Raw genomic sequence first — 18649 nt, forward strand, 5'->3', positions numbered from 1 at the left:
GGCCCGACTGAGCGAGCGCGTGACAGTTCCGATAATTCGCCTTCGTCGGCCGGTGGCAATTTCTCCGGGCACCGGAGCCGAATGGAGCAACACCCATTGCTGTCGGCGCTCACCAGGCAATATGCTCGATCGGACGGTCGGTGGGACGTTTTCATCTCCGGCCTGAGCGATTTCCTGGGGGATGGCCGATGAATCGTGGAAGATTTGCCACGAAGCGGTCGCTTGGGGCCTTGTCCAGCCTCCCCCGCGTGGACCCGTCCCGTGCGCCGCGCGGGACTCGACTCTGGGGAAAGGTGACACCTTGCGACGGAACACTCTTGCCCTCGCGGTCGTCGGCGCCATGGCGGCGACCCTGCTCGGCACCGGGACCGGCACGGCCGATCCAGCGTCGCTGACGTTGGGCCACCAGTGCCCGTTCCCGCTGATCGGCGACCAACCAACCACCCTGAAGATCGACACCGATCTGCCCGCGACGATGCCCGTCGGAGCCCCGACCGGGGAACGGCAGGTGACGACCACCCTCACGATCCCCTCCACCGGTTTGTCCCTGGTCGGCGCATCGGCGCTCACCGGGGAAGCCCACCTCACCCTGCACGCGAAGGTCACCTTCGGCTCGACCGTCATCCCCATCGCGGTCCCGGTCGACCTCGCCACCGAGGGCACCCCCAGCCTGAACCCGTCGACCACCCTGGTCGGCGCCGGCCGGTTCCCGTCGCTGGTGTTCCCCGAGAGCGGCGCAGCCGCCGTCGACATCACCGAGACCGACCTGGTGATGCGGCTCACGCCGAGGAAGCCGGACGGCTCGGACACCGGTCTGGGCACCTTCGACACGGTCTGCAGGCAGAACCCGGGCCAGCCCACCAGACTCGCCACGGTCTCGGTGGTGTTCCCGCCGATCCCCGCTCCCGCGACGCCCACCGGCCTGCGCGCCACCGCGACGACGGAGACCGCGGTGTCCCTTGCCTGGGACACGGGTGTGGAGCCGGCAAGCCGGTACGAAGTCCTTGTCGACGGCGCTCACACGGCCACCGCGACCAGCGCCACCGCGACGGTCACCGGCCTGACCGCGGGCACGACGTACGCGTTCCAGGTGCGCGCCGTGGACGCCAACGGCACCGCGTCGCCGCCAAGCGAACCGTTCACTGTCCGCACCAAGCTTGGCACGGCGGTCCATCCGTTCCACCTGACCGGCACGTCCCGAATCGCCGCGGCCGCCACCACCGTCGCCGTCGCGGGCGACCTGCGCATCGAAGCCGACCGGGACAGCGGAGAACACCGGCGCACCGATCTGACTTTGCGCCCCACCAAAGCGAACACCCGCCTCTTGGGCGTCCTCCCCGCGACCGCGGACGTCGTGTTCACTGTGGACGGAGCCCGCAGCGCGGTGGCCGAGGGAACCTTGACGGTGGCCGCGAACGTGACCATCGCCCTGCCCCGGGTCACCGTGCTCGGCTACGTGGTCAGCCAGTCCCCGACCTGCCGCACCGAAACCCCCGCGGAAATCACCCTCCGCTCAACCCCGGACTTCACCCCGACAACCGGCGGTTCTCTCGACGGCGCCTACACGATCCCGGCCTTCACCGGCTGCGGATCAGCGACGGGCCTGGTCAACACCCTGGCCGCGGGCCCAGGCAACACCGTCCGCCTGGCCCTCACTTCCCCCTGACCACCGATGGACACCGTGTGCCCCCGGACCGTTCCGGGGGCACACGCCTGTCAGGACACGCGGCTAGTTTGTCCACAAAGGACTATCGACTGAAGTCGTGCGGCGAAAGAACCAGCGCGGTCACGCGCCTGGGTTGCGGGCTCGGTCGGGGTGGCTTGCCAGGTCCTCTCGGCGGGACACGCCCAGTTTGCGGTAGATCTTGGTCAGGTGTTGTTCCACGGTGCTGACCGTGATGTGGAGGCGATCCGCGATCTCGCGGTTGGTGTGGCCCAACGCGGCCAAAGCGGCCACTCGGTGTTCGGCTTCGCTGAGGGTGGTGGCGGAGGTCGGTGGCAGGCTGGTCGGGTGGCGCAGGAGCCGGTCCACGAGGTTGGCGGCTCCGCAGGCGCGGGCTTCGTCGGCCGCGGCCTTGGCGACGCGCCGGGCGCGGGTGTGCTCGCCGCGTTCGGTGAGCTGTCTGCTCAGTTCGGCGAGAGCGACGGAGACGGCGAACCGGTCGCCCGCGGCGCGGAACTCTTCGGCCGCCTCGTGCAGCAGGCTGGGGCCGTGCACGCGGTCGGTGGCCGCCGCCAGCAGGCGCAGGGAGCGGCCGCGGGCGTGCCTGCTCGCCGACGCGGGCAGGTCCAGTTGCCTGCGGGCCAGGTTTCCGGCCACCCGCCTGCCGCCGAGGCGGATGTGGGCCTCGGCGAGGTCGGTGCGCCACGGTGCGAGCGCGGGCAGGTCGATGCCGTGCCGGGTCAGGAAACGGCCGCACGCCTGGAAATCGGCAACCGCGGCCAGCACCCGGTCGGTGGCCAGGTAGTGGTGGCCGCGCGCCCGCAGGTAGCGCACGCCGATCAGGGTGTCGACCATGGCGTCCGGGGCGACTTCGCGCAGCGCCGCGCTGTCGTGCGCGCCGAGCGCGGTGTCCGCGAGCAGCATCGTGGCCAGCGGCAACCCGATCAGCACGCCCCAGGCCCGCGCGGGCAACGCGCGCAGGCTTTCCTCGGCCAGCGCGCGGGCGGTGCGCAGCGCGCCGCGGCGCAGGGCGATGTCCGCGCCGACCGCGCCGAACAGCGCCACCCACGTCGTCGCGCGCCGGGACTTGGCCTGGCGCGACAGTTCCTCGCACCAGTGCGCGGCCCGGTCGACCTGGTCGGCGTGCAGGAGCGTGGTCAGCGCCGCGGCCAGGACCTCCACGGTCCAGTCGTCCAGCGGGCAGCCGTGCAGCACCCGTTCGGCGTCGCGGGCGGCCTCGGCGAGGTCGCCGCGCAGCAGCGCCGGGGTCAGCGCGGCGGCGGACCGCTCCCAGAGGGCGACCGACCCGCCGCGCGGCGGCTGCGGCCGCGGCAGGCGCGCGCCCCGGATCCACTCGTCGGCGAGCCGCAGCCCGGCGGCGGCGTGCGGGTCGGACTCCGCGACGGCGGCCAGCAGCGCCGGGACGGCCACCGGGTCGGCGTGCCAGAGCGCGTACCTGGCCGCGGTCGCCGGGTCCACGTCCTGCGGGCACGCGCGGCCAGCCGGGTTGTGCCGCCACTCGGCGCGGGCGAGGTCGGCGGCCACCGCGGCGCGCTCGGCCCCGGTCACCTCCGGCAGCGCGATCCGCAGGCACCGCACGGCGAACTCGGTGTGGTCGCGGCCGATCGCGGTGGCCGCGGCGGCGCGCAGCACCTCGACGCCCCAGCCGCCGCCGACGCGTCCGGCCGCGACGAGTTGGCGCGCGATCTCCCCCGGCGCGGCCGCGCGGCGGCGCAGCAGGTCGGCCGCGCGCAGCCGCAGGCGGGTCGCCTCGTCGCGGGACAGGCTGTCGCGCACCGCGTCCCGCACGACCTCGTGGCCGAACCGCCCGCCGGACAGCAGACCGGCGGCGGCGAGAATCCCGGTCATCCGCGACACCGTGGCGCGGCTGAGGCCGGTCAGGTCGGCGATCAGGCCCGGCAGCGGCTGCCCGTCGAGCACGGCCAGCGCCCTGGCCACGGCCAGCAGTCGCGGCCCCCAGCGGTGCAGGCAGCCCAGGACGGCTTGCCGGAAGGCGATGCCCACCACCGGTTCCCCGCCTGGGTCGGGGTCGGCGCGGTAGTCGGAGACCAGCGCGTGCGCCAGCAGCGGGTTGCCGCCGCTGAGCCGGTGGCACGCGTCGGCCATCGACGCGGCCGCCGCCTCGCCCAGTTCCGCCGCCAGCAGGTCGGCGACGCCGCGCGGGCTCAGCGGCCCGAGCCGCACCCTGCGGTCGGCGCCTGCGCTCAGCTCGTGGCCGGACCGCGGTTCCCATTCGGTGAGCACCAGCAGCACCCGCGCCTGGGCGCCGCGGTCGCGCAGCGCGGCGAGCACCCGCAGCGACGCGGAGTCCACGTGCTGGATGTCGTCCACGGCCAGCACCACCGGGGCCGTCTCGGCCGCGGCGAGCACCCGCTCGACGAACCCGGCCGCCGCGGGCAGCGGCAGACCCGAGGTCAACTGCCGCACCGCGCCCAGCGGGATGCCGCGCTCGCCGCGCGACCCCGTGGCGGTGAGCAGCAGCGCGCCGGAGTCGGCCACCTGGTCGGCGAACACCGCGAGCAACCCGGATTTCCCGCTGGCGAGCCCGCCGGTGACGGCGACGACCCGGCTCGCGCCGCGCGCGGATTCCGCGGCGGCTTCGGTCAGCGCCGCCAGCGCGGCCTCGCGTTCCACCAGAATCATGCGGCCATCCCTCCACCCCCCGCGAGCGGCGTTCGCGTTGCGCAATCTACTCCCGAGAACAGCGCGGGAGAAGCTGCCTGCCGTCGCGGCCAGGAGATTTTCCCGTTAACGACGGCATAATCGGCAACCGGGAAGAAAAAGCACCCGGAATAGGGGGCGATAGGGGTGAAGCCGGTCGACTGGCGGGAAAGCCGACGGCGGAGGGGGCGGCCATGGCAACATCGGGTGGAGGACCGGCAGGACCCGTGATGTGAAGGGACACCAGCGACCATGGCAGCAACCGCCGACACCGACGCCCTGTGGCTGCGCCGCTTCCACCCGGCGCCAGAGGCGCGCGCCCGCCTGCTGTGCCTGGCGCACGCGGGCGGCTCGGCGAGCTACTTCTTCCCGGTGTCACGGTCGCTGGCCCCGCGCGTCGAGGTGCTCGCCGCGCAGTACCCGGGCAGGCAGGACCGCAGGCACGAGCCGTGCCTGGAGACGATCGCGGAGATGGCCGACCAGCTCGCCGACGTGGTGGAGCCGTGGACCGACAAGCCGCTGACCCTGTTCGGGCACAGCATGGGCGCGTCGGTGGCGTTCGAGTTGGCGCTGCGGCTGCAGGAGCGCGGCACGGTCGTCAACGGCCTGTTCGCCTCCGGCAGGCGCGCGCCCAGCGCGTTCCGCGACGAGCGCAACCACCAACTGGACGACGCGGGCCTGATCGCCGAGATCAAGCGCCTCAACGGCACCGAGGCGCAGCTGCTGGACGACGACGAGATCCTGCGCATGGTGCTGCCCTCGATCCGCAGCGACTACAAGGCAGCCGAGACCTACCGCCCCTCCCCCGGCCCGAAGCTGCGGACCCCGGTGCGCGCCCTGATCGGCGACAGCGACCCCAAAGTCACCGCCGACGAGGCCAGGATGTGGGCCGACCACACCGAAAGCGACTTCGACCTGGAGATCTTCCCCGGCGGCCACTTCTACCTCAACGCCGCCGTCCCCACCGTGACCGAACGCGTCTCCCGACACATCGAACAGTCGGTGACTATCCTGGACCGATGATCGAGACGGTCTTCCGGACCGAGGACGTGCCCGCCGCCGATCGGCTGGCCTACTGGCGCGAGCTGCTCAGCCGCACGCACGCCCCGATGGACCTGACCAGCGACAACCCGGAATACTTCCACGCCTGCCAGCGCACGCTGAGCTTCGGCGCGGTGTCGGTGTGGCCGGTCACGTTCCACGCGGTGACCTTCCACCGGACGCCGAAGCTGATCCGCCAGTCCGACCCCGACGTCTACCACCTCTCCCTGGTCCTCAACGGCGCGGCCACGGCGTCCTGGGGCGACCGGGAGATCAGCTACGGCCCCTACGACCTGCACTACAACAGCTCGTCGCAGCCGTGCACCATCTGGACCGGCGGCCCTGCGAACGTGATCAAATCGGTGGGCGTCGAAGTCCCCAAGTCCCTGGTCCCCCTGCCCCGGCGCAGCGCCAACGACGTCATCGGCCGCCCGCTGTCCGGCCGCACCGGGATCGGCGCCCTGCTCGCGGGCTTCCTCGTCCGCCTGACCGAGAACACCTCCGGCTACCAGGCAGGCGACGAACCCCGCCTGGGCACGGTGCTGGCGGACCTGGTCGCGGCGCTGTTCGCGCACACCCTCGAAGCCGACCGCGCCCTGCCACCCGAGACCTACCGGCGCACCCTGCTGATGCGCGTCCAGTCCTTCATCCGGCAGCACCTGCACGACCCCGACCTGTCCCGGGACTCGATCGCCACCGCCCACCACATCTCGACCAGCTACCTGCACCGCCTGTTCCAGGAAAACGGCGAGACCGTCATGGGCTGGATCCGCCGCCAACGCCTCGAACACGCCCGCCGCGACCTGGCAGACCCCACTCAGCGGATGGTCCCGGTCCACCGGATCGCCGCCCGCTGGGGCTTCGTCCACCACGCCGACTTCACCCGTTCCTTCCGCACCGCATTCCACACCACCCCCAGTGAGTACCGCCGTGAAACCCTGCGCCCCACCGGCACCCGGGTCATCCACCGAGTCGATCGGATGGGGAACGGGGGCCACTGACATCACTCCCGACGCAGGCATCGACCGACCGGCCCACAGGCTCAAGCTCGACTGAAAGTACGTTCAAGACACCGTTCCGATTCGTAAACCCGCAGGTCAACAAGTGCCTTCCCCGCGCACGCGGGGCTGTTCCGCCTCGGCCGCGAGGGTGCCTGCCGAGTCACTAGATCAGCGTTCGTCCGCAGCGGCTAAGAGCTGGCCGGGTAGGCCTGCCGGGAGATCCGTGCGGCGGGTGACTTTCAACTTCCGGTACACGCGGGTCAAGTGCTGTTCGACAGTGCTGACCGTGATGTAGAGCTTGCCGCCGATTTCGCGGTTGGTGTGGCCCAGGGCCGCCAGGACCGCGACCCGGCGTTCGGCTTCGCTGAGGGTGGACAGGCCCGCGTCGTGGTCGGAGGGTTCGGGTAAGGGAGCGCGAGCCAGGGCCGCGCGGGAGACCAGGTCGCGGTTGACGGGGCCTGCTCCGCAGGCCTTGGCGAGTTGCAGGGCGCGGCGGGCCAGGGTGCGGGCCTTCTCGCCGTCGCCGGTGGTGTTGTGGGCTTGGCTCAGGTCCAGGAGGGCTCGGGCCAGTTCGCAGCGGTCGCCGCCCGCGCGGAGCAGTTCCACCGCCTCTTGCAGCAAGCCCACCCGGCGGTCCGGCGGCGACGCTGCGGCCAGGACGCGCAGGGACAGGCCGCGGGTGCGGGCGCCGTCGTTGCCGGGGCGGGTGAGCTGCTCGGCCGCCAGCGCCCGCGCGTCGTCGCGGTGGCCCAGCGCCAGCAGCGCCTGCGCCGCGCCCGACCGCCACGGGACCAGGGTGGGCAGGTCGAGGTCCCAGCCCGTCATCAGCTCGCCGCAGCGTTGGAAGTCGCCGAGAGCGGCGTGCGGTTTATCCGTGGCCAGGTAGTGCATCCCGCGTGCGTGCAGGTAGTGCAGACCGAACTGGGTTTGGAACATCGCGTCCGGAACAGGGGCACGCAGTAGCGCGGCGGCTTCGTCGTGCTTGCCCATGGCGGTGGCGGCGGCGACCCGGGTCGACAGCGGCACCCCGACCGCCACGCCCCAGCCCGGCCCGGTCAGCCGGTCGAACGCGACCCGGGCGTGCTCGGCCGCCGCGGGCAGGTCGCCTTGGCGCAGCGCGATCTCCGCGCGCAGGGCGCCGAGCACGGCCTGCCAGGTCAGCGCGCCGCGCGCGGTCGCGTCGGCCAGCAGCGCGGCGCACCAGTGCGCGGCGCGGTCGTTGCGGTCGGCGTGGACCAGCGCGGCCAGCGCGGAAAGCTGCGAGCCCAGCGTCTGCTCGCCGAGCCTGCAACTCTGCAGGATGTGCTCGGCCGCGGTGACGATCTCCGCGCGCGCGCCGCCGACCCGGACGCGGTCGAGCATCGCCGACGCCCGGGTCCACGGGTCGGCAAGGACCGGGGCCTGCTGGTCGGGCAGCGGCGCGGGCACACCGGCCACGACCGGCGGGTACAGGAACGCGAGCCAGTGGAAGACCAGGCTGAACTGTCCCGCCGCGGGCAGTTCGCCCGCGGCCGCCATGCCCGCGAGGGTGCCCGCCAGCTCTTCGGTGTGGCCGTACCAGAGCAGGAACTTGGCCAGGTGCACGGCGTTGTGGTCCGCCAGCCTGCCCGCCGACCGGGCGGCGCGCAGCGGAGCCAGGTGCCGGGCGGCGGCGGACGGGTCGCGCCGCCACTCCACGCGCAGCAGCAGGGTGGTGATGTCGGCGCGCTCGGCGTCGTCGGCGCACGCGCGCGCGGCCAGTTCCAGCCTGCGCACCGCGAGTTCCACCCGGTCCGCGACGAGGTCTTCCCGGGCGGCGTGCCGCAGCACCGCCACCGCCCAGGGCCCGCCGAGGTCACCGGAGTCGGAGAAGCCGCCCCGGTCGGCAAGTTCGGCGTGGTCCTCGCGCTCGCCGCCCGCGGCGCGGCCGTGGGCGGTGTCAGCGGCGGTGAGGTGGGTCGCGACCGCGTCCGCCGGAGCGCCCTGGTGGTAGAGCAGGTGGGCGGCGCGCAGGTGCGACGCTCCGCGCTCGGCCGGGGTCAGGGTGTCCAGGACGGTGGTTGCCGCCACCGGGTGGCGGAAGCGTTTGTCGTCGTCCAGCAGCCCCGCGGTGACCAGCACGTCCAGCGCCTGCGCGGCCGAGTCGGGGGTGATCTCCAGCAGCGCGCCCACCAGGTCGGGGGTTCCCGCGTCGCCGAGCAGGGCCACGGCGCGGGCGGCGGCGGGCAGCACGGGTTCCCAGCGGTGCAGGCAGGCGAGGACGCCCTGGGCGAACTCCCGGCCGACGGCGACCCGCGCGCGGTGTTCTGTGCCAGCCGACTGGTCGTCGATGAGTGCCTTGACCAGCAACGGGTTTCCGCCGCTCACCGCGTGCAGCGCCGGGGCCAGGGCACGCGCGGCGGCCGGGTCGAGCCGGGTGGCGAGCAGGTCGGCGACGCCCGCCCGGGTGAGTGGGGCGAGCCGCAGGTGGGTGGTGTTGGGCTGGCGGGTCACTTCGGCGCGGAAGGCCGCCTGGGTGGGCCGGGGCAGGGCCCATTCGGTGAGGACCACCAGGACGCGGGCGAAGCGCATTCGCCGGTGCAGGTAGAGCAGGGCCTGCTGGGACGGCCCGTCGGCGAACTGGACGTCGTCGACCTCGATGACCACCGGGCGGTCCTTGGCCAGGTCGAGCAGGGCGGCGCACACGCCGTCGAGCACGCGGGCGCCCGCGCGGCCGATCGCGACCGGGTCGGCCGTGGCCGTGGTGGCCTCGATGGCCGCGCTGCCGTCGCCGCTCAGCAGATCGCTGATGTGGTCGGCGACGGCCCTGGGTAACGCGGGGCTCTGGGCCAGTTGCGTCACCACGCCGAAGGGCACGGCGTGCTCCGCGCGGGCGCCGGTCGCGGTGAGCAGGATCGCCCCGTCGGCGACCATGTGCTCGGCGAACTCGGCGAGCAGCGCGGTCTTTCCGCTGGCCACGCCGCCGCTGACGAGCGCGACCCGGCCCCTGGCGCGCACGCAGTCGGCGTAGAGCCGAGTCAGAGTTGTCAATTCCCGGTGTCTTTCGATCAGCGCCATGCGTCGCCCTCGTCGTGTGCTCACAATTCCCCGTTACCAGAATCTATCGGCAGCGTCCGCACGTGTGGAAGTTTTGCCAATTGACAGAGTGAACAGTGTGGAACAATCAGGTGAGCAAGCGCCCGAATGGAGCAAGGAAAATGGCACGAATGCCGCACCAATTCCCCGGCCGTCGAATCAGCGGCGGAAAATAGGCTTCATTGCCCGCGGGCGCTGTGCCGGAGCCAGGCCAGTCCCAGGACCGGCAGCGCCAGCGGCACGAACCCGTACCCACGGCCGAACACCGACCAGACGGTGGCGTCCGGGAACGCCTCCGGCACGACCAGGCTCGCCGTGCCCACGGCCAGCACGCCCGCCAATTCCACCGCGCACGACACGACCGCGATCCGCCGCGACACCCGGCTGCCCTTGGCCAGGCCGACGGTGGCGATCACATAGACCGCGGCGGCGATAGCGGAAAGCAGGTAGGCCAGCGGCGCGCGGTCGAATCGGGTCGCGATCTGCACCGCCGACCGGGCGCAGGCGGAAAGCGCGAAGACCGCGTACACCGCGATCAGGAGCCTGCCGGGGCCGCCTCTGGTCGCGGCGCGCAGGTCAGCCACGGCCCGCCGCCGTCCATATCTGGTCGAGCCGCACGATCATGACCGGCACCACGAGCGCCCCGACGACCAGCACCGCCGTGCCCCACCGGGTGCGCTCGGCCAGCGACCAGAACACCGCGACGGGCAGGATCAGCAGCGCGCCCAGCAGGTAGCCCGCGAACGACAGCCCCGCCACCTCGTGCTCGGCGCCTGCCAGCTTGACGAACCCGGCGACCGCCTGCCCGAGCAGCCCGAGTTCCAGCAGGCCGAGCAGCCCCAGATAGAGCTGCCCGTCGCGGCGGTCCAGCGGGAGCGGGCGGTTGAGCAGCACCAGGACCAGCGCCCAGAGCGCGGCGCCCACGGCCACCCAGATCAGGGCGGTGGACAGCGGTTCGATCATCGCGGTGGACCTCGTGCGGGTGTGGCGGCCAGCGGGCTGCCCGAAAGCGTCGCACGCCGCACCGCACGCCACCCGATCGGGGCCACGCCGCCGTCACGTGGGCCACCACGTTGACGACGTACCGGTCAACGGACGCGGCGCCGGACTGGATGAGGTGACGATGCTGCCCGACGAGGTGCGCGGCCATCTGCTCGACTGCCTGACGGCTCCCGAGCGCCTGCCCGACGCCCTGCCCGCGCTGCGCGAGGCCGCAGCCGCGCTGCCCGCCGAGGAACCTGTGCGGTAGGCGGGTGCGCTCCTTCTTTCCCACTGGCAGCAGGCAAAGCGAGGGTGAGTGCCAGGCAGGTCGCGGGGCGGCCTGGCGGATGCGCGGGGTGCTGGGTGGGCAAACCGCCGGGTGGGTGAATCCGCGCGCGGCCAGACAGGTGGGGATCGGCCAGACAGATGGGAGACCATGCCTGCGGGCTTGGCAGCGGAGAAGACCTGTCGGATGGCCCAATAGCGGCAGGTGGGGGCAAGCGGCATCGCGTCGAACCGTGCCCTGCGAAGGAGCCTTTGTTCGCCCGTTTCGCCGCCCCACGGCCCCACACCAAAGCCCACCCGCCCTGGGGGACCGTCCCTGATCCATCCTATCGTCGCAGGTCAGCGGGGGGGAAAGAGGGGGCGGCTGGCCGGTGGATAACTCGCCGTCGTAGGGGACGTGGCGGGTTCCTTGGTGGAGGTCAGCGGGGCATTCGACGCCAGAGGGGGCGGGGTAGCAGGCGTAGGCAGAAGAACAGGGGGCGCAGGGGCCAGGGGACCCACACCTCTCCCCTGCCCCGCTGTAGTGCGCTCACCGTCGCCTTGGCCACCTGGGTCGGGGTGCTTGACAGGGGGGCGGGGGACATTCCGCTGGTCATCCGGCCCACTACGAAGCCGGGACGGACCAGGAGCAGGCGAACACCGCTGCCGTGCAGTGCGTCGGATAGGCCGCTGGCGAAGCCGTCCAGGCCCGCCTTGGCCGAACCGTAGACGTAGTTGGCCCGTCGGACGCGGATGCCCGCTACCGAGGAGAAGACCACCAGGGTGCCGCTTCCCTGCCGCCGCAGGAGGTTTGCCAGGTGGGTGAGGACGCTGACGTGGGCTACGTAATCAGTGTGCACGATCTTGACAGCATGTGCTGCGTCGCGTTCGGCTTGGGGTTGGTCGCCTAGGATGCCGAAGGCGAGCACCACCGCGTCGACGGGGGCGTGGGCGGACATGATGTCCGTCAACACCGCCTCGTGGGTGGTGAGGTCGTCGGCGTCGAACTCGACTCGGCTCACCTTGGTCGCGCCCGCCTGGCGTAGGGCGGCCTCTTCGGTGTCCAGGTCGTCGGATCGCCGGGCGGCCAGGACGACCGTGGTGGCGCCTGCCGCCACCAGGCGTCGGGCGACGGCTGTTCCGATCTCGCTGCGGCCGCCGAGGACCACCACCGTTGCGATCATTCCGCCCAGTGTGCCGTCCCCGCGGATGCCACGATCAGGCGGGCCGTTCACCACTTCGTCGCAGTGCAGTACAAGATCGAGTGATAGATCCACTCAATGACTACTGCAGGTCTGCACCGGGGCCGAATCGGGTGGTTTGACAGTGGTTATCACCAGCCCATTCGGGGACTGTACGGCCACAAAATTCCGGTGCTAGCTTCGACCCGTTCGACAACCGAAGGCGGCGAAACGACATCTCGAGCACTCAACGGCGATCTCGAGACGACGGCGATCCAGAGGCAGATCCATAAACGACACTGGGGCAGGGACACTGGGGGCAGGGCCAAACCGGCAGCCTGCGGCATCCCGGTTCCGCATCCTACCCGAAATCCCCCATTCCCCTTCCCCCGGACATGGCCGCCTGCCTGGCCACGCCCACAACCGGCACGCCCACCCACCCGGTCACCGGACGGACCCGCTCTCAAACAGATCTTCGGCAAGCACAAGCACAACAGGATTGGCGGTAGCACAGTGACCGATACCCTGCCCCCCATCGACCGCGACGGGGCCGCGCCACAGCAGAGCCTGGGGACCGCGGCGGCACGGAATCTGGCCACCACGACCAAATCCGTCCCGCAGATGCAGGAGATCACCTCCCGCTGGCTGCTGCGCGTCCTGCCCTGGACCCACGTCGGCGGCGGCACGTACCGGGTCAACCAGCGCCGCACCTACCTCGTCGGCGACGGCCGCATCACCGTGGACCGCACGAACGCACACGCCCGCGTTGTTCCCGGCGACCTGCGGGAACTGACGTTCCTGCGCGACTTCGACGATGACGAGGACACTTTCGCCACGATCGCCGGGCTGTTCACCCAGGAGGAGTACGCCCCGGGCGACACGCTGGTCGAGTGGGGCCACGCCGAGGACCGGTTCCTGATCATCGCGCACGGCAAGGTCGAGAAGCACGCCGCGGGCGAGTACGACGACGAGCCCGTGGTGGACGTCCTCGCCGACGGCGAGTACTTCGACCAGTGGGGCCTGGTCGAAGAGCGCATCTGGGACTTCACCGCCCGCGCGGCCACCAGGACCACCGTGCTCGCGCTGCGCCGCGCCGACTTCCAGAACCTGCTGGAGCGCAACGACGCCCTGCGCGCGCACGTCGAGGCCGTCATCGCGGCGGGCGTCGACGACAGCGGCGGCGAGGTCCCGATCGATCTCGCCGCGGGCCACGAGGGCGAGGTGGAGCTGCCCGGCACGTTCGTGGACTACGAGGAGTTCCCCCGCGAGTACGAGCTGAGCGTCGCGCAGACCGTCCTGCGCGTCCACACCCGCGTCGCCGATCTCTACAACCAGCCGATGGACCAGGTCGAGCAGCAGCTGCGGCTGACCATCGAGGCGCTGCGCGAGCGCCAAGAGCACGAACTGGTCAACAACCCCGAGTTCGGCTTGCTGCACAACGCCGACGTCCGGCAGCGCATCCGCACCCGCACCGGCCCGCCCACTCCGGACGACATGGACGAGCTGCTCGCCAAGGTGTGGAAGGACCCGTCGGTCATCCTGGCCCACCCGCGCGCGATCGCCGCGTTCGGCCGCGAGTGCAGCAAGCGCGGCATCTATCCATCCAATGTGGACATCGGCGGGCACAAGGTCCCGGCCTGGCGCGGCATTCCGGTGCTGCCGTGCAGCAAGATCCCGATCAGCGACACCCGCACGACCTCGATCATGCTCATGCGCACCGGCGAGGCGGCCCAGGGCGTGATCGGCCTGCACCAGGTCGGCCTCCCCGACGAGTACGAGCCCGGCCTGTCGGTGCGGTTCATGGGGATCAACGACAAGGCCGTCACCTCGTACCTGGTGAGCGCCTACTACTCGGCGGCGGTGCTGGTCCCCGACGCCCTGGGAATCCTCGAAGACGTCCAGATCGGCCTCTGACCCAGCGCCGCACCGATTTCCGACTTACCGATTGGCGGTATCACGCGTGACCGGTCTCCTCGACCCCGATGTCACCCAGCACCAACAGCAAAGCCTGAGCACCTCGGCCGCGCGCAATCTGGCCACCACCACCAAGTCCGTCCCGCAGATGCAGGAGATAACCTCCCGCTGGCTGCTGCGGATGCTGCCCTGGGTCGAGGCCAGGGGCGCCGCGTACCGGGTGAACCGGCGGCTGACCTACACCCTCGGCGACGGCCGGGTCAGCTTCACCAACGTCGGGGCCGAGATCTCGATCGTCCCGCCGGAGCTGCGGGAACTGTCGCTGCTGCGCGGTTTCGACGACGACGAGGCGCTGGCGGAGCTGGCGGGCCGCTTCACCCAGCGCGAGTTCGGCCCCGGCGAGGTGATCGTGCGCGGCGGCGAGCCTGCCGACACGCTGCACCTCATCGCGCACGGCAAGGTGACCAAGTTCGCCCCGGGCCACTACGACGACGAGGCCGCGGTCGCCATCCTCGCCGACGGCGAGTACTTCGGCGAGCGCGCCCTGATCGACCAGGACACCACCTGGGAGCACACTGTCCGGACGAACACGTCCTGCACGGTGATGACCCTGTCCCGGCAGGAGTTCCTGGCGCTGCAGGAGCGGTCCCCCGAGCTGCGCGAGCACGTGGAGCTGATCCGCGCGATGCCGCAGCCGCCGCGGAACAAGCACGGCGAGGCCGAGATCGCGCTGGCGGCAGGCCACCGCGGCGAGGTCGAGCTGCCGGGCACGTTCGTGGACTACGAGATGAGCCCGCGCGAGTACGAGCTGAGCGTCGCGCAGACCGTGCTGCGGGTCCACACCCGCGTCGCCGACCTCTACAACGACCCGATGAACCAGGTCGAGCAGCAATTGCGGCTGACCATCGAGGCGCTGCGCGAGCGCCAAGAGCACGAACTGGTCAACAACCGCGACTTCGGCCTGCTGCACAACGCCGACCTGCGCCAGCGCATCCACACCCGCGAGGGCGCGCCCGGCCCGGACGACCTCGACGAGCTGCTCTCCCGCAGGCGCCGGTCGGACTTCTTCCTCGCCCACCCGCGGGCCATCGCCGCATTCAGCCGCGAGTGCAACCGGCGCGGCCTCTACCCGGCCACCACCGAGGTGCAGGGCAGGCCGGTGATGGCCTGGCGCGGGGTGCCGCTGCTGCCCTGCGACAAGATCCCGATCAGCGACACCAACACGACCTCGATCATCGTCATGCGGACCGGCGAGTCCGACCAAGGGGTGATCGGCCTGCACCAGACCGGCATCCCGGACGAGTACCAGCCGGGCCTGTCGGTGCGGTTCATGGGCATCAGCGACAAGGCGGTCATGTCGTACCTGGTCAGCGCCTACCACAGCGTGGCGGTTCTGGTCCCCGACGCGCTCGGCGTTCTGGAAAGCGTCCAAATCGGACGGTAGATGTGATGACCGGACTGTGGTGATCGGGTACTGATCCCGTCGTTCACCCGCCAGGCCCACCTTGACGTTCCCGGCCGGTTCCCGGCCGGGAACGTCCACAAGAGACCGCAGAAGGGACCGAATCGTGCTGCCCACCGTCGAGGTGCAACCACCAGGGCATGGCTCCGCGCGGGAAGTGCTCGCGCACAGCCGGACCCTGTTGGACCCGGCCCTGCGCGCGGCCGTCGACACGCTGCCCGAGTCGATGCGCCACGTCGCCGGATACCACTTCGGCTGGTGGGACGAGCAGGGCCGCGCCGCGACCGCGGACAGCGGCAAGGCGGTGCGGCCCGCGGTCGTGCTCACCGCGGCGAAGGCCGTCGGCGGCACGCAGGCCGAGGCGCTCCCCGCCGCCGTCGCGGTGGAATTGGTGCACAACTTCACTCTGCTGCACGACGACGTGATGGACGGCGACCGCACCCGCAGGCACCGGCCCACGGCGTGGAGCGTCTTCGGCCTCGGCAGCGCCATCCTCGCCGGTGACGCGCTGCTCACCCTCGCCTTCGACGTCCTGGCCCGCAGCGACCACCCGAACGCCCAGGAGGGGGCCCGCATCCTGTCCGCTGCGGTCCTGGCCGTCCAGGACGGCCAGGCCGCCGACCTGGCCTTCGAGAAGCGCGCCGACGTCGGCCTGGCCGAGTGCGTGCGGATGGCCGAGGGCAAGACCGGAGCCCTGCTGGGCTGCTCGGCCGCTCTCGGCGCCCTGTTCGGCCGGGCCGCGCCCGACCAGGTCGACCACCTGCGCGGCTACGGCGAATGCCTCGGCCTCGCGTTCCAGCTCGTGGACGACCTGCTCGGCGTCTGGGGCGACCCGTCGGCCACCGGCAAACCGGTGTACTCGGACTTGGAGAACCGCAAGAAGTCCGTGCCCGTGGTGGCCGCCCTGGCCTCGGAGACCACCGCGGCCCGCGAACTCGGCTCGCTCTACCACCGCAAGGCGTCGCTCTCGGCGGCCGAACTGGTGCGCGCAGCGGAGCTCATCGAGCGCGCGGGCGGGCGGAGCTGGACCCAGACCCGGGCGAACACCCTGCTCTCCGACGCCATCGACCACCTCCGGGCGGCCCGCCCGACCCCGGACGCCGAGGCCGAGCTCACCGCCCTGGCCGAGCTGGCCTGCCACCGAGACCACTGATCCCCCCTTGTCCCCCTTGCGCCCTGGTCCCCCCTTGCCCGACCCGGCAGGCCGTCGCGCCGCCGTCACTGGTGACTGTCACATCCGAACTGTGCTATCCGAGGAGATCCGAGTCGATGACCGCAACTCCAGCGCTGGGCCCGTCCGACCCGCTGCCCGCGGGTGCCGTCCTTGTCGCCCGGGAGTTGCAAGGCATCACTGGCGCCGCTGAGGCCGATGCCGCCGTGCTCAGGTGTCCGGCCGCGGTGCTGGTGGAGGGCGAGTTGCGCAGACAGGGCGTGCGCAGCGTCGGCGGCGTCGTGGACATCACCGCGGTCCGGCAGAACATGGACACCACCTGGGTGACCCTCGGCGACGGCGGAACCGGCCTGGGCGTGGTCGTGCGCGGCGGCGACCGGCGGGCCCGGCTCGCGGCCCGCTCGGCGATGGGCGCGTGGCTGGCGGCCAGCGGCCCGCGCAAGGTGGTCCTGGCCGCGCCGCGCTCGTTCTGCGCCGGGATCGAGCGGGCCGTGGACGTGGTCGAGAACGTGCTGGAGCAGCGCGAGGGGCCGGTGTACGTGCGCAAGCAGATCGTGCACAACACGCACGTGGTGTCCGACCTGGAGTCCCGCGGCGCGATCTTCGTCGACGACCTGGACGACGTCCCGGACCACGCGACCGTGATCTTCTCCGCGCACGGCGTGTCCCCCGCCGTGCGGGCGGAAGCCGCCGAGCGCGGCATGGAGGTCATCGACGCGACCTGCCCGCTGGTCACCAAGGTGCACGCGGAGGCCCGCCGGTTCGCCGGTCGCGGCGACACGGTCGTCCTCATCGGCCACGCCGGGCACGAGGAGGTCGAGGGCACCCTGGGCGAGGCGCCGGAGCGCACGGTCCTGGTGGAGTCCGTGGACGACGTGCTGGCCCTCGACGTGCCCGACCCGCTGCGGGTGTCATACCTGACGCAGACGACCCTCGCGGTGGACGAGACCGCCGACATCATCGCGGCCCTGCGCGCCCGGTTCCCCGCCCTGCGCGCCCCCGGCTCAGACGACATCTGCTACGCCTCGACCAACCGGCAGGAGGCGCTGCGCGATATCGCCAGCGCCGCCGATTTGGTTCTGGTGGTCGGGTCGGCCAATTCGTCCAACTCGCTGCGGCTGGTCGAACTGGCCCGCCGCCAGGGCACCCCGGCCTACCTTGTCGAGGACGCCCGGGACATCCGGCCGGACTGGCTGATCAACAACCGGATCGTCGGCATCACCGCTGGCGCGTCCGCGCCGCCCCGCCTGGTGGACGAGATCGTCGAGGCGCTGCGCGGCCTGGGTCCCACCGAGGTCACCGAACACGAGACGAGCCGGGAGACCCTCCAGTTCACGCTGCCCGCGGGCGCTAGGAATGCGGGCAGGTGTCCCGATACTCCGAGATGAGCTGGCTCGGGCTCGGCGCCGGGCACAGGAACTTCTCATAACGCGTGTCGTCGTCCACGAAACGCTTCAACCAGGACACCGTGAAAGTGCCGACCGTCGGTGTGGCGGAATTGACGACGAAATGGTCCGCCTCGTTCATTTCCAGATAAGCTTTCTCGCCGCCGAGGCTCTGGTAAAACGGCTCGGCGTGCGCGCCCACCGAGGCGATCGCGTCCCGCTCGGCGCCGACCACCAGCGTCGGCACCCGCACCCGCGACCAGTCCTTGCTGGTGCTCCACGGCGCCAGCGGCACCGCCGCCCGCAGGCCGGGCCGCTTCGCCGCGGCGGACAGCGCCCCGCCGCCGCCCATCGAGTGCCCCATCACCGCGAGCCGCGCCGGGTCCACCCTGGCCTTGGCGGCACTGGACCCGGTCAGGTAGTCCAGCGCCGCGAGCAGCTGCGTTCCCCGCGACTCCGGCTGGTCGAACCGGGTGTTCGTGTCGATGGTGATCACCACGAACCCGTGCGAGGCGAGCCGGGGCCCCAGCCAGGCGACGGCGCTCTGCGACTCCACGTAGCCGGGGGCCACGGCGATCCCCGCGAACGTCCCCTGGCTGTCGTCCGACGGGTAGTAGACCGTGCCGCCGCCGAACCCGTGGCCCGCGGGCACCGCGGCCCGGGTGACGGCGAACGGCCCGGCGTCGGCGGCCAGCGCGTCGGCGGTCGGCTCTGGTCCCCGCTGGTACGGGTTCTCGTCGGCGAACGCCTCGGTGCCGACCAGCGTTCCCGCCGTGAGCAACACAGCGGTAGCCACACCTAGCGCGCGCTTTCCGAGTTGAGCGGAAAGAGACATGGCAGGGCTCCCCGA

General features: G+C 72.0%; 14 protein-coding genes. 8 read left to right on the forward strand and 6 right to left on the reverse strand.

From position 1 onward, the window contains the following. Positions 1-301 precede the first annotated feature (301 nt). Positions 302-1666: a fibronectin type III domain-containing protein gene (locus BLS56_RS07620; RefSeq protein WP_175482719.1), complete on the forward strand. Its 1365-nt coding sequence runs from the start codon at positions 302-304 to the stop codon at positions 1664-1666. A 120-nt stretch (positions 1667-1786) separates the two neighbouring features. On the opposite strand, the gene BLS56_RS07625 is transcribed toward BLS56_RS07620, so the two are convergent. Further along, the gene (locus tag BLS56_RS07625) at positions 1787-4327 is read right to left on the reverse strand and encodes a helix-turn-helix transcriptional regulator (protein ID WP_091449201.1); all 2541 of its coding nucleotides are present in this window, start codon (positions 4325-4327) and stop codon (positions 1787-1789) included. A gap of 270 nt (positions 4328-4597) precedes the next feature. On the opposite strand from BLS56_RS07625, the gene BLS56_RS07630 reads away from it, so the two are divergent. Beyond that, positions 4598-5368, forward strand: coding sequence for a thioesterase II family protein (locus BLS56_RS07630; protein WP_091449202.1), 771 nt, complete (start codon positions 4598-4600; stop codon positions 5366-5368). Continuing rightward, the gene (locus BLS56_RS07635) at positions 5365-6387 is read left to right on the forward strand and encodes a helix-turn-helix domain-containing protein (RefSeq protein WP_091449203.1); all 1023 of its coding nucleotides are present in this window, start codon (positions 5365-5367) and stop codon (positions 6385-6387) included. The genes BLS56_RS07630 and BLS56_RS07635 overlap by 4 nt, the downstream gene beginning before the upstream one ends. Positions 6388-6555: 168 nt before the next feature. Here BLS56_RS07635 and BLS56_RS07640 read toward each other — a convergent pair whose 3' ends face one another. The 3 genes from BLS56_RS07640 to BLS56_RS07650 all read right to left on the reverse strand — a co-directional run bounded on the left by BLS56_RS07640 (position 6556) and on the right by BLS56_RS07650 (position 10404). Further along, positions 6556-9423 carry a helix-turn-helix transcriptional regulator gene (locus BLS56_RS07640; RefSeq protein WP_091449204.1) on the reverse strand — a complete coding sequence of 956 codons (2868 nt, stop codon included), beginning with the start codon at positions 9421-9423 and terminating at the stop codon, positions 6556-6558. A gap of 197 nt (positions 9424-9620) precedes the next feature. Beyond that, the gene (locus BLS56_RS07645) at positions 9621-10025 is read right to left on the reverse strand and encodes a hypothetical protein (protein ID WP_091449205.1); all 405 of its coding nucleotides are present in this window, start codon (positions 10023-10025) and stop codon (positions 9621-9623) included. After that, positions 10018-10404 (reverse strand): hypothetical protein, encoded by a 387-nt coding sequence (locus tag BLS56_RS07650; protein ID WP_091449206.1) that lies wholly within the window; start codon positions 10402-10404, stop codon positions 10018-10020. The genes BLS56_RS07645 and BLS56_RS07650 overlap by 8 nt, the downstream gene beginning before the upstream one ends. 97 nt (positions 10405-10501) lie before the next feature. On the opposite strand from BLS56_RS07650, the gene BLS56_RS07655 reads away from it, so the two are divergent. Continuing rightward, complete coding sequence (locus BLS56_RS07655) at positions 10502-10690, forward strand: hypothetical protein (RefSeq protein WP_091449207.1); 189 nt, start codon at positions 10502-10504, stop codon at positions 10688-10690. A 436-nt stretch (positions 10691-11126) separates the two neighbouring features. On the opposite strand, the gene BLS56_RS07660 is transcribed toward BLS56_RS07655, so the two are convergent. Next, positions 11127-11870: an SDR family NAD(P)-dependent oxidoreductase gene (locus tag BLS56_RS07660; protein WP_091449208.1), complete on the reverse strand. Its 744-nt coding sequence runs from the start codon at positions 11868-11870 to the stop codon at positions 11127-11129. Between the two features lie 510 nt (positions 11871-12380). Here BLS56_RS07660 and BLS56_RS07665 point away from each other — a divergent pair. From BLS56_RS07665 to ispH, 4 genes are all read left to right on the forward strand, one after another. Then, positions 12381-13781, forward strand: coding sequence for a family 2B encapsulin nanocompartment shell protein (locus BLS56_RS07665; RefSeq protein ID WP_091449209.1), 1401 nt, complete (start codon positions 12381-12383; stop codon positions 13779-13781). A 46-nt stretch (positions 13782-13827) separates the two neighbouring features. Then, a complete protein-coding gene (locus tag BLS56_RS07670) occupies positions 13828-15225 on the forward strand; it encodes a family 2B encapsulin nanocompartment shell protein (RefSeq protein ID WP_228771449.1) in 1398 nt (465 codons plus the stop codon). A gap of 127 nt (positions 15226-15352) precedes the next feature. After that, positions 15353-16396 carry a family 2 encapsulin nanocompartment cargo protein polyprenyl transferase gene (locus BLS56_RS07675; protein WP_228771468.1) on the forward strand — a complete coding sequence of 348 codons (1044 nt, stop codon included), beginning with the start codon at positions 15353-15355 and terminating at the stop codon, positions 16394-16396. A gap of 116 nt (positions 16397-16512) precedes the next feature. Then, entirely contained in the window at positions 16513-17802 is a 1290-nt protein-coding gene (ispH, locus tag BLS56_RS07680; RefSeq protein ID WP_091449210.1) for a 4-hydroxy-3-methylbut-2-enyl diphosphate reductase, read from the forward strand. On the opposite strand, the gene BLS56_RS07685 is transcribed toward ispH, so the two are convergent. Then, positions 17765-18634 carry an alpha/beta hydrolase family protein gene (locus tag BLS56_RS07685; RefSeq protein ID WP_091449211.1) on the reverse strand — a complete coding sequence of 290 codons (870 nt, stop codon included), beginning with the start codon at positions 18632-18634 and terminating at the stop codon, positions 17765-17767. The two genes, ispH and BLS56_RS07685, sit on opposite strands and share 38 nt — an antisense overlap. Positions 18635-18649: the final 15 nt, after the last annotated feature.

Source organism: Actinokineospora iranica, from assembly GCF_900101685.1.
In the GTDB taxonomy this organism is placed as follows: domain Bacteria; phylum Actinomycetota; class Actinomycetes; order Mycobacteriales; family Pseudonocardiaceae; genus Actinokineospora; species Actinokineospora iranica.

Excerpts from the sequence above, each read along its gene's own strand:
- BLS56_RS07625 (WP_091449201.1), bottom strand. The coding sequence starts at position 4,327 with ATGATTCTGGTGGAACGCGAGGCCGCGCTGGCGGCGCTGACCGAAGCC.
- BLS56_RS07685 (WP_091449211.1), bottom strand. The coding sequence starts at position 18,634 with ATGTCTCTTTCCGCTCAACTCGGAAAGCGCGCGCTAGGTGTGGCTACC.
- ispH (WP_091449210.1), top strand. The coding sequence starts at position 16,513 with ATGACCGCAACTCCAGCGCTGGGCCCGTCCGACCCGCTGCCCGCGGGT.
- BLS56_RS07630 (WP_091449202.1), top strand. The coding sequence starts at position 4,598 with ATGGCAGCAACCGCCGACACCGACGCCCTGTGGCTGCGCCGCTTCCAC.
- BLS56_RS07650 (WP_091449206.1), bottom strand. The coding sequence starts at position 10,404 with ATGATCGAACCGCTGTCCACCGCCCTGATCTGGGTGGCCGTGGGCGCC.
- BLS56_RS07660 (WP_091449208.1), bottom strand. The coding sequence starts at position 11,870 with ATGATCGCAACGGTGGTGGTCCTCGGCGGCCGCAGCGAGATCGGAACA.
- BLS56_RS07635 (WP_091449203.1), top strand. The coding sequence starts at position 5,365 with ATGATCGAGACGGTCTTCCGGACCGAGGACGTGCCCGCCGCCGATCGG.
- BLS56_RS07640 (WP_091449204.1), bottom strand. The coding sequence starts at position 9,423 with ATGGCGCTGATCGAAAGACACCGGGAATTGACAACTCTGACTCGGCTC.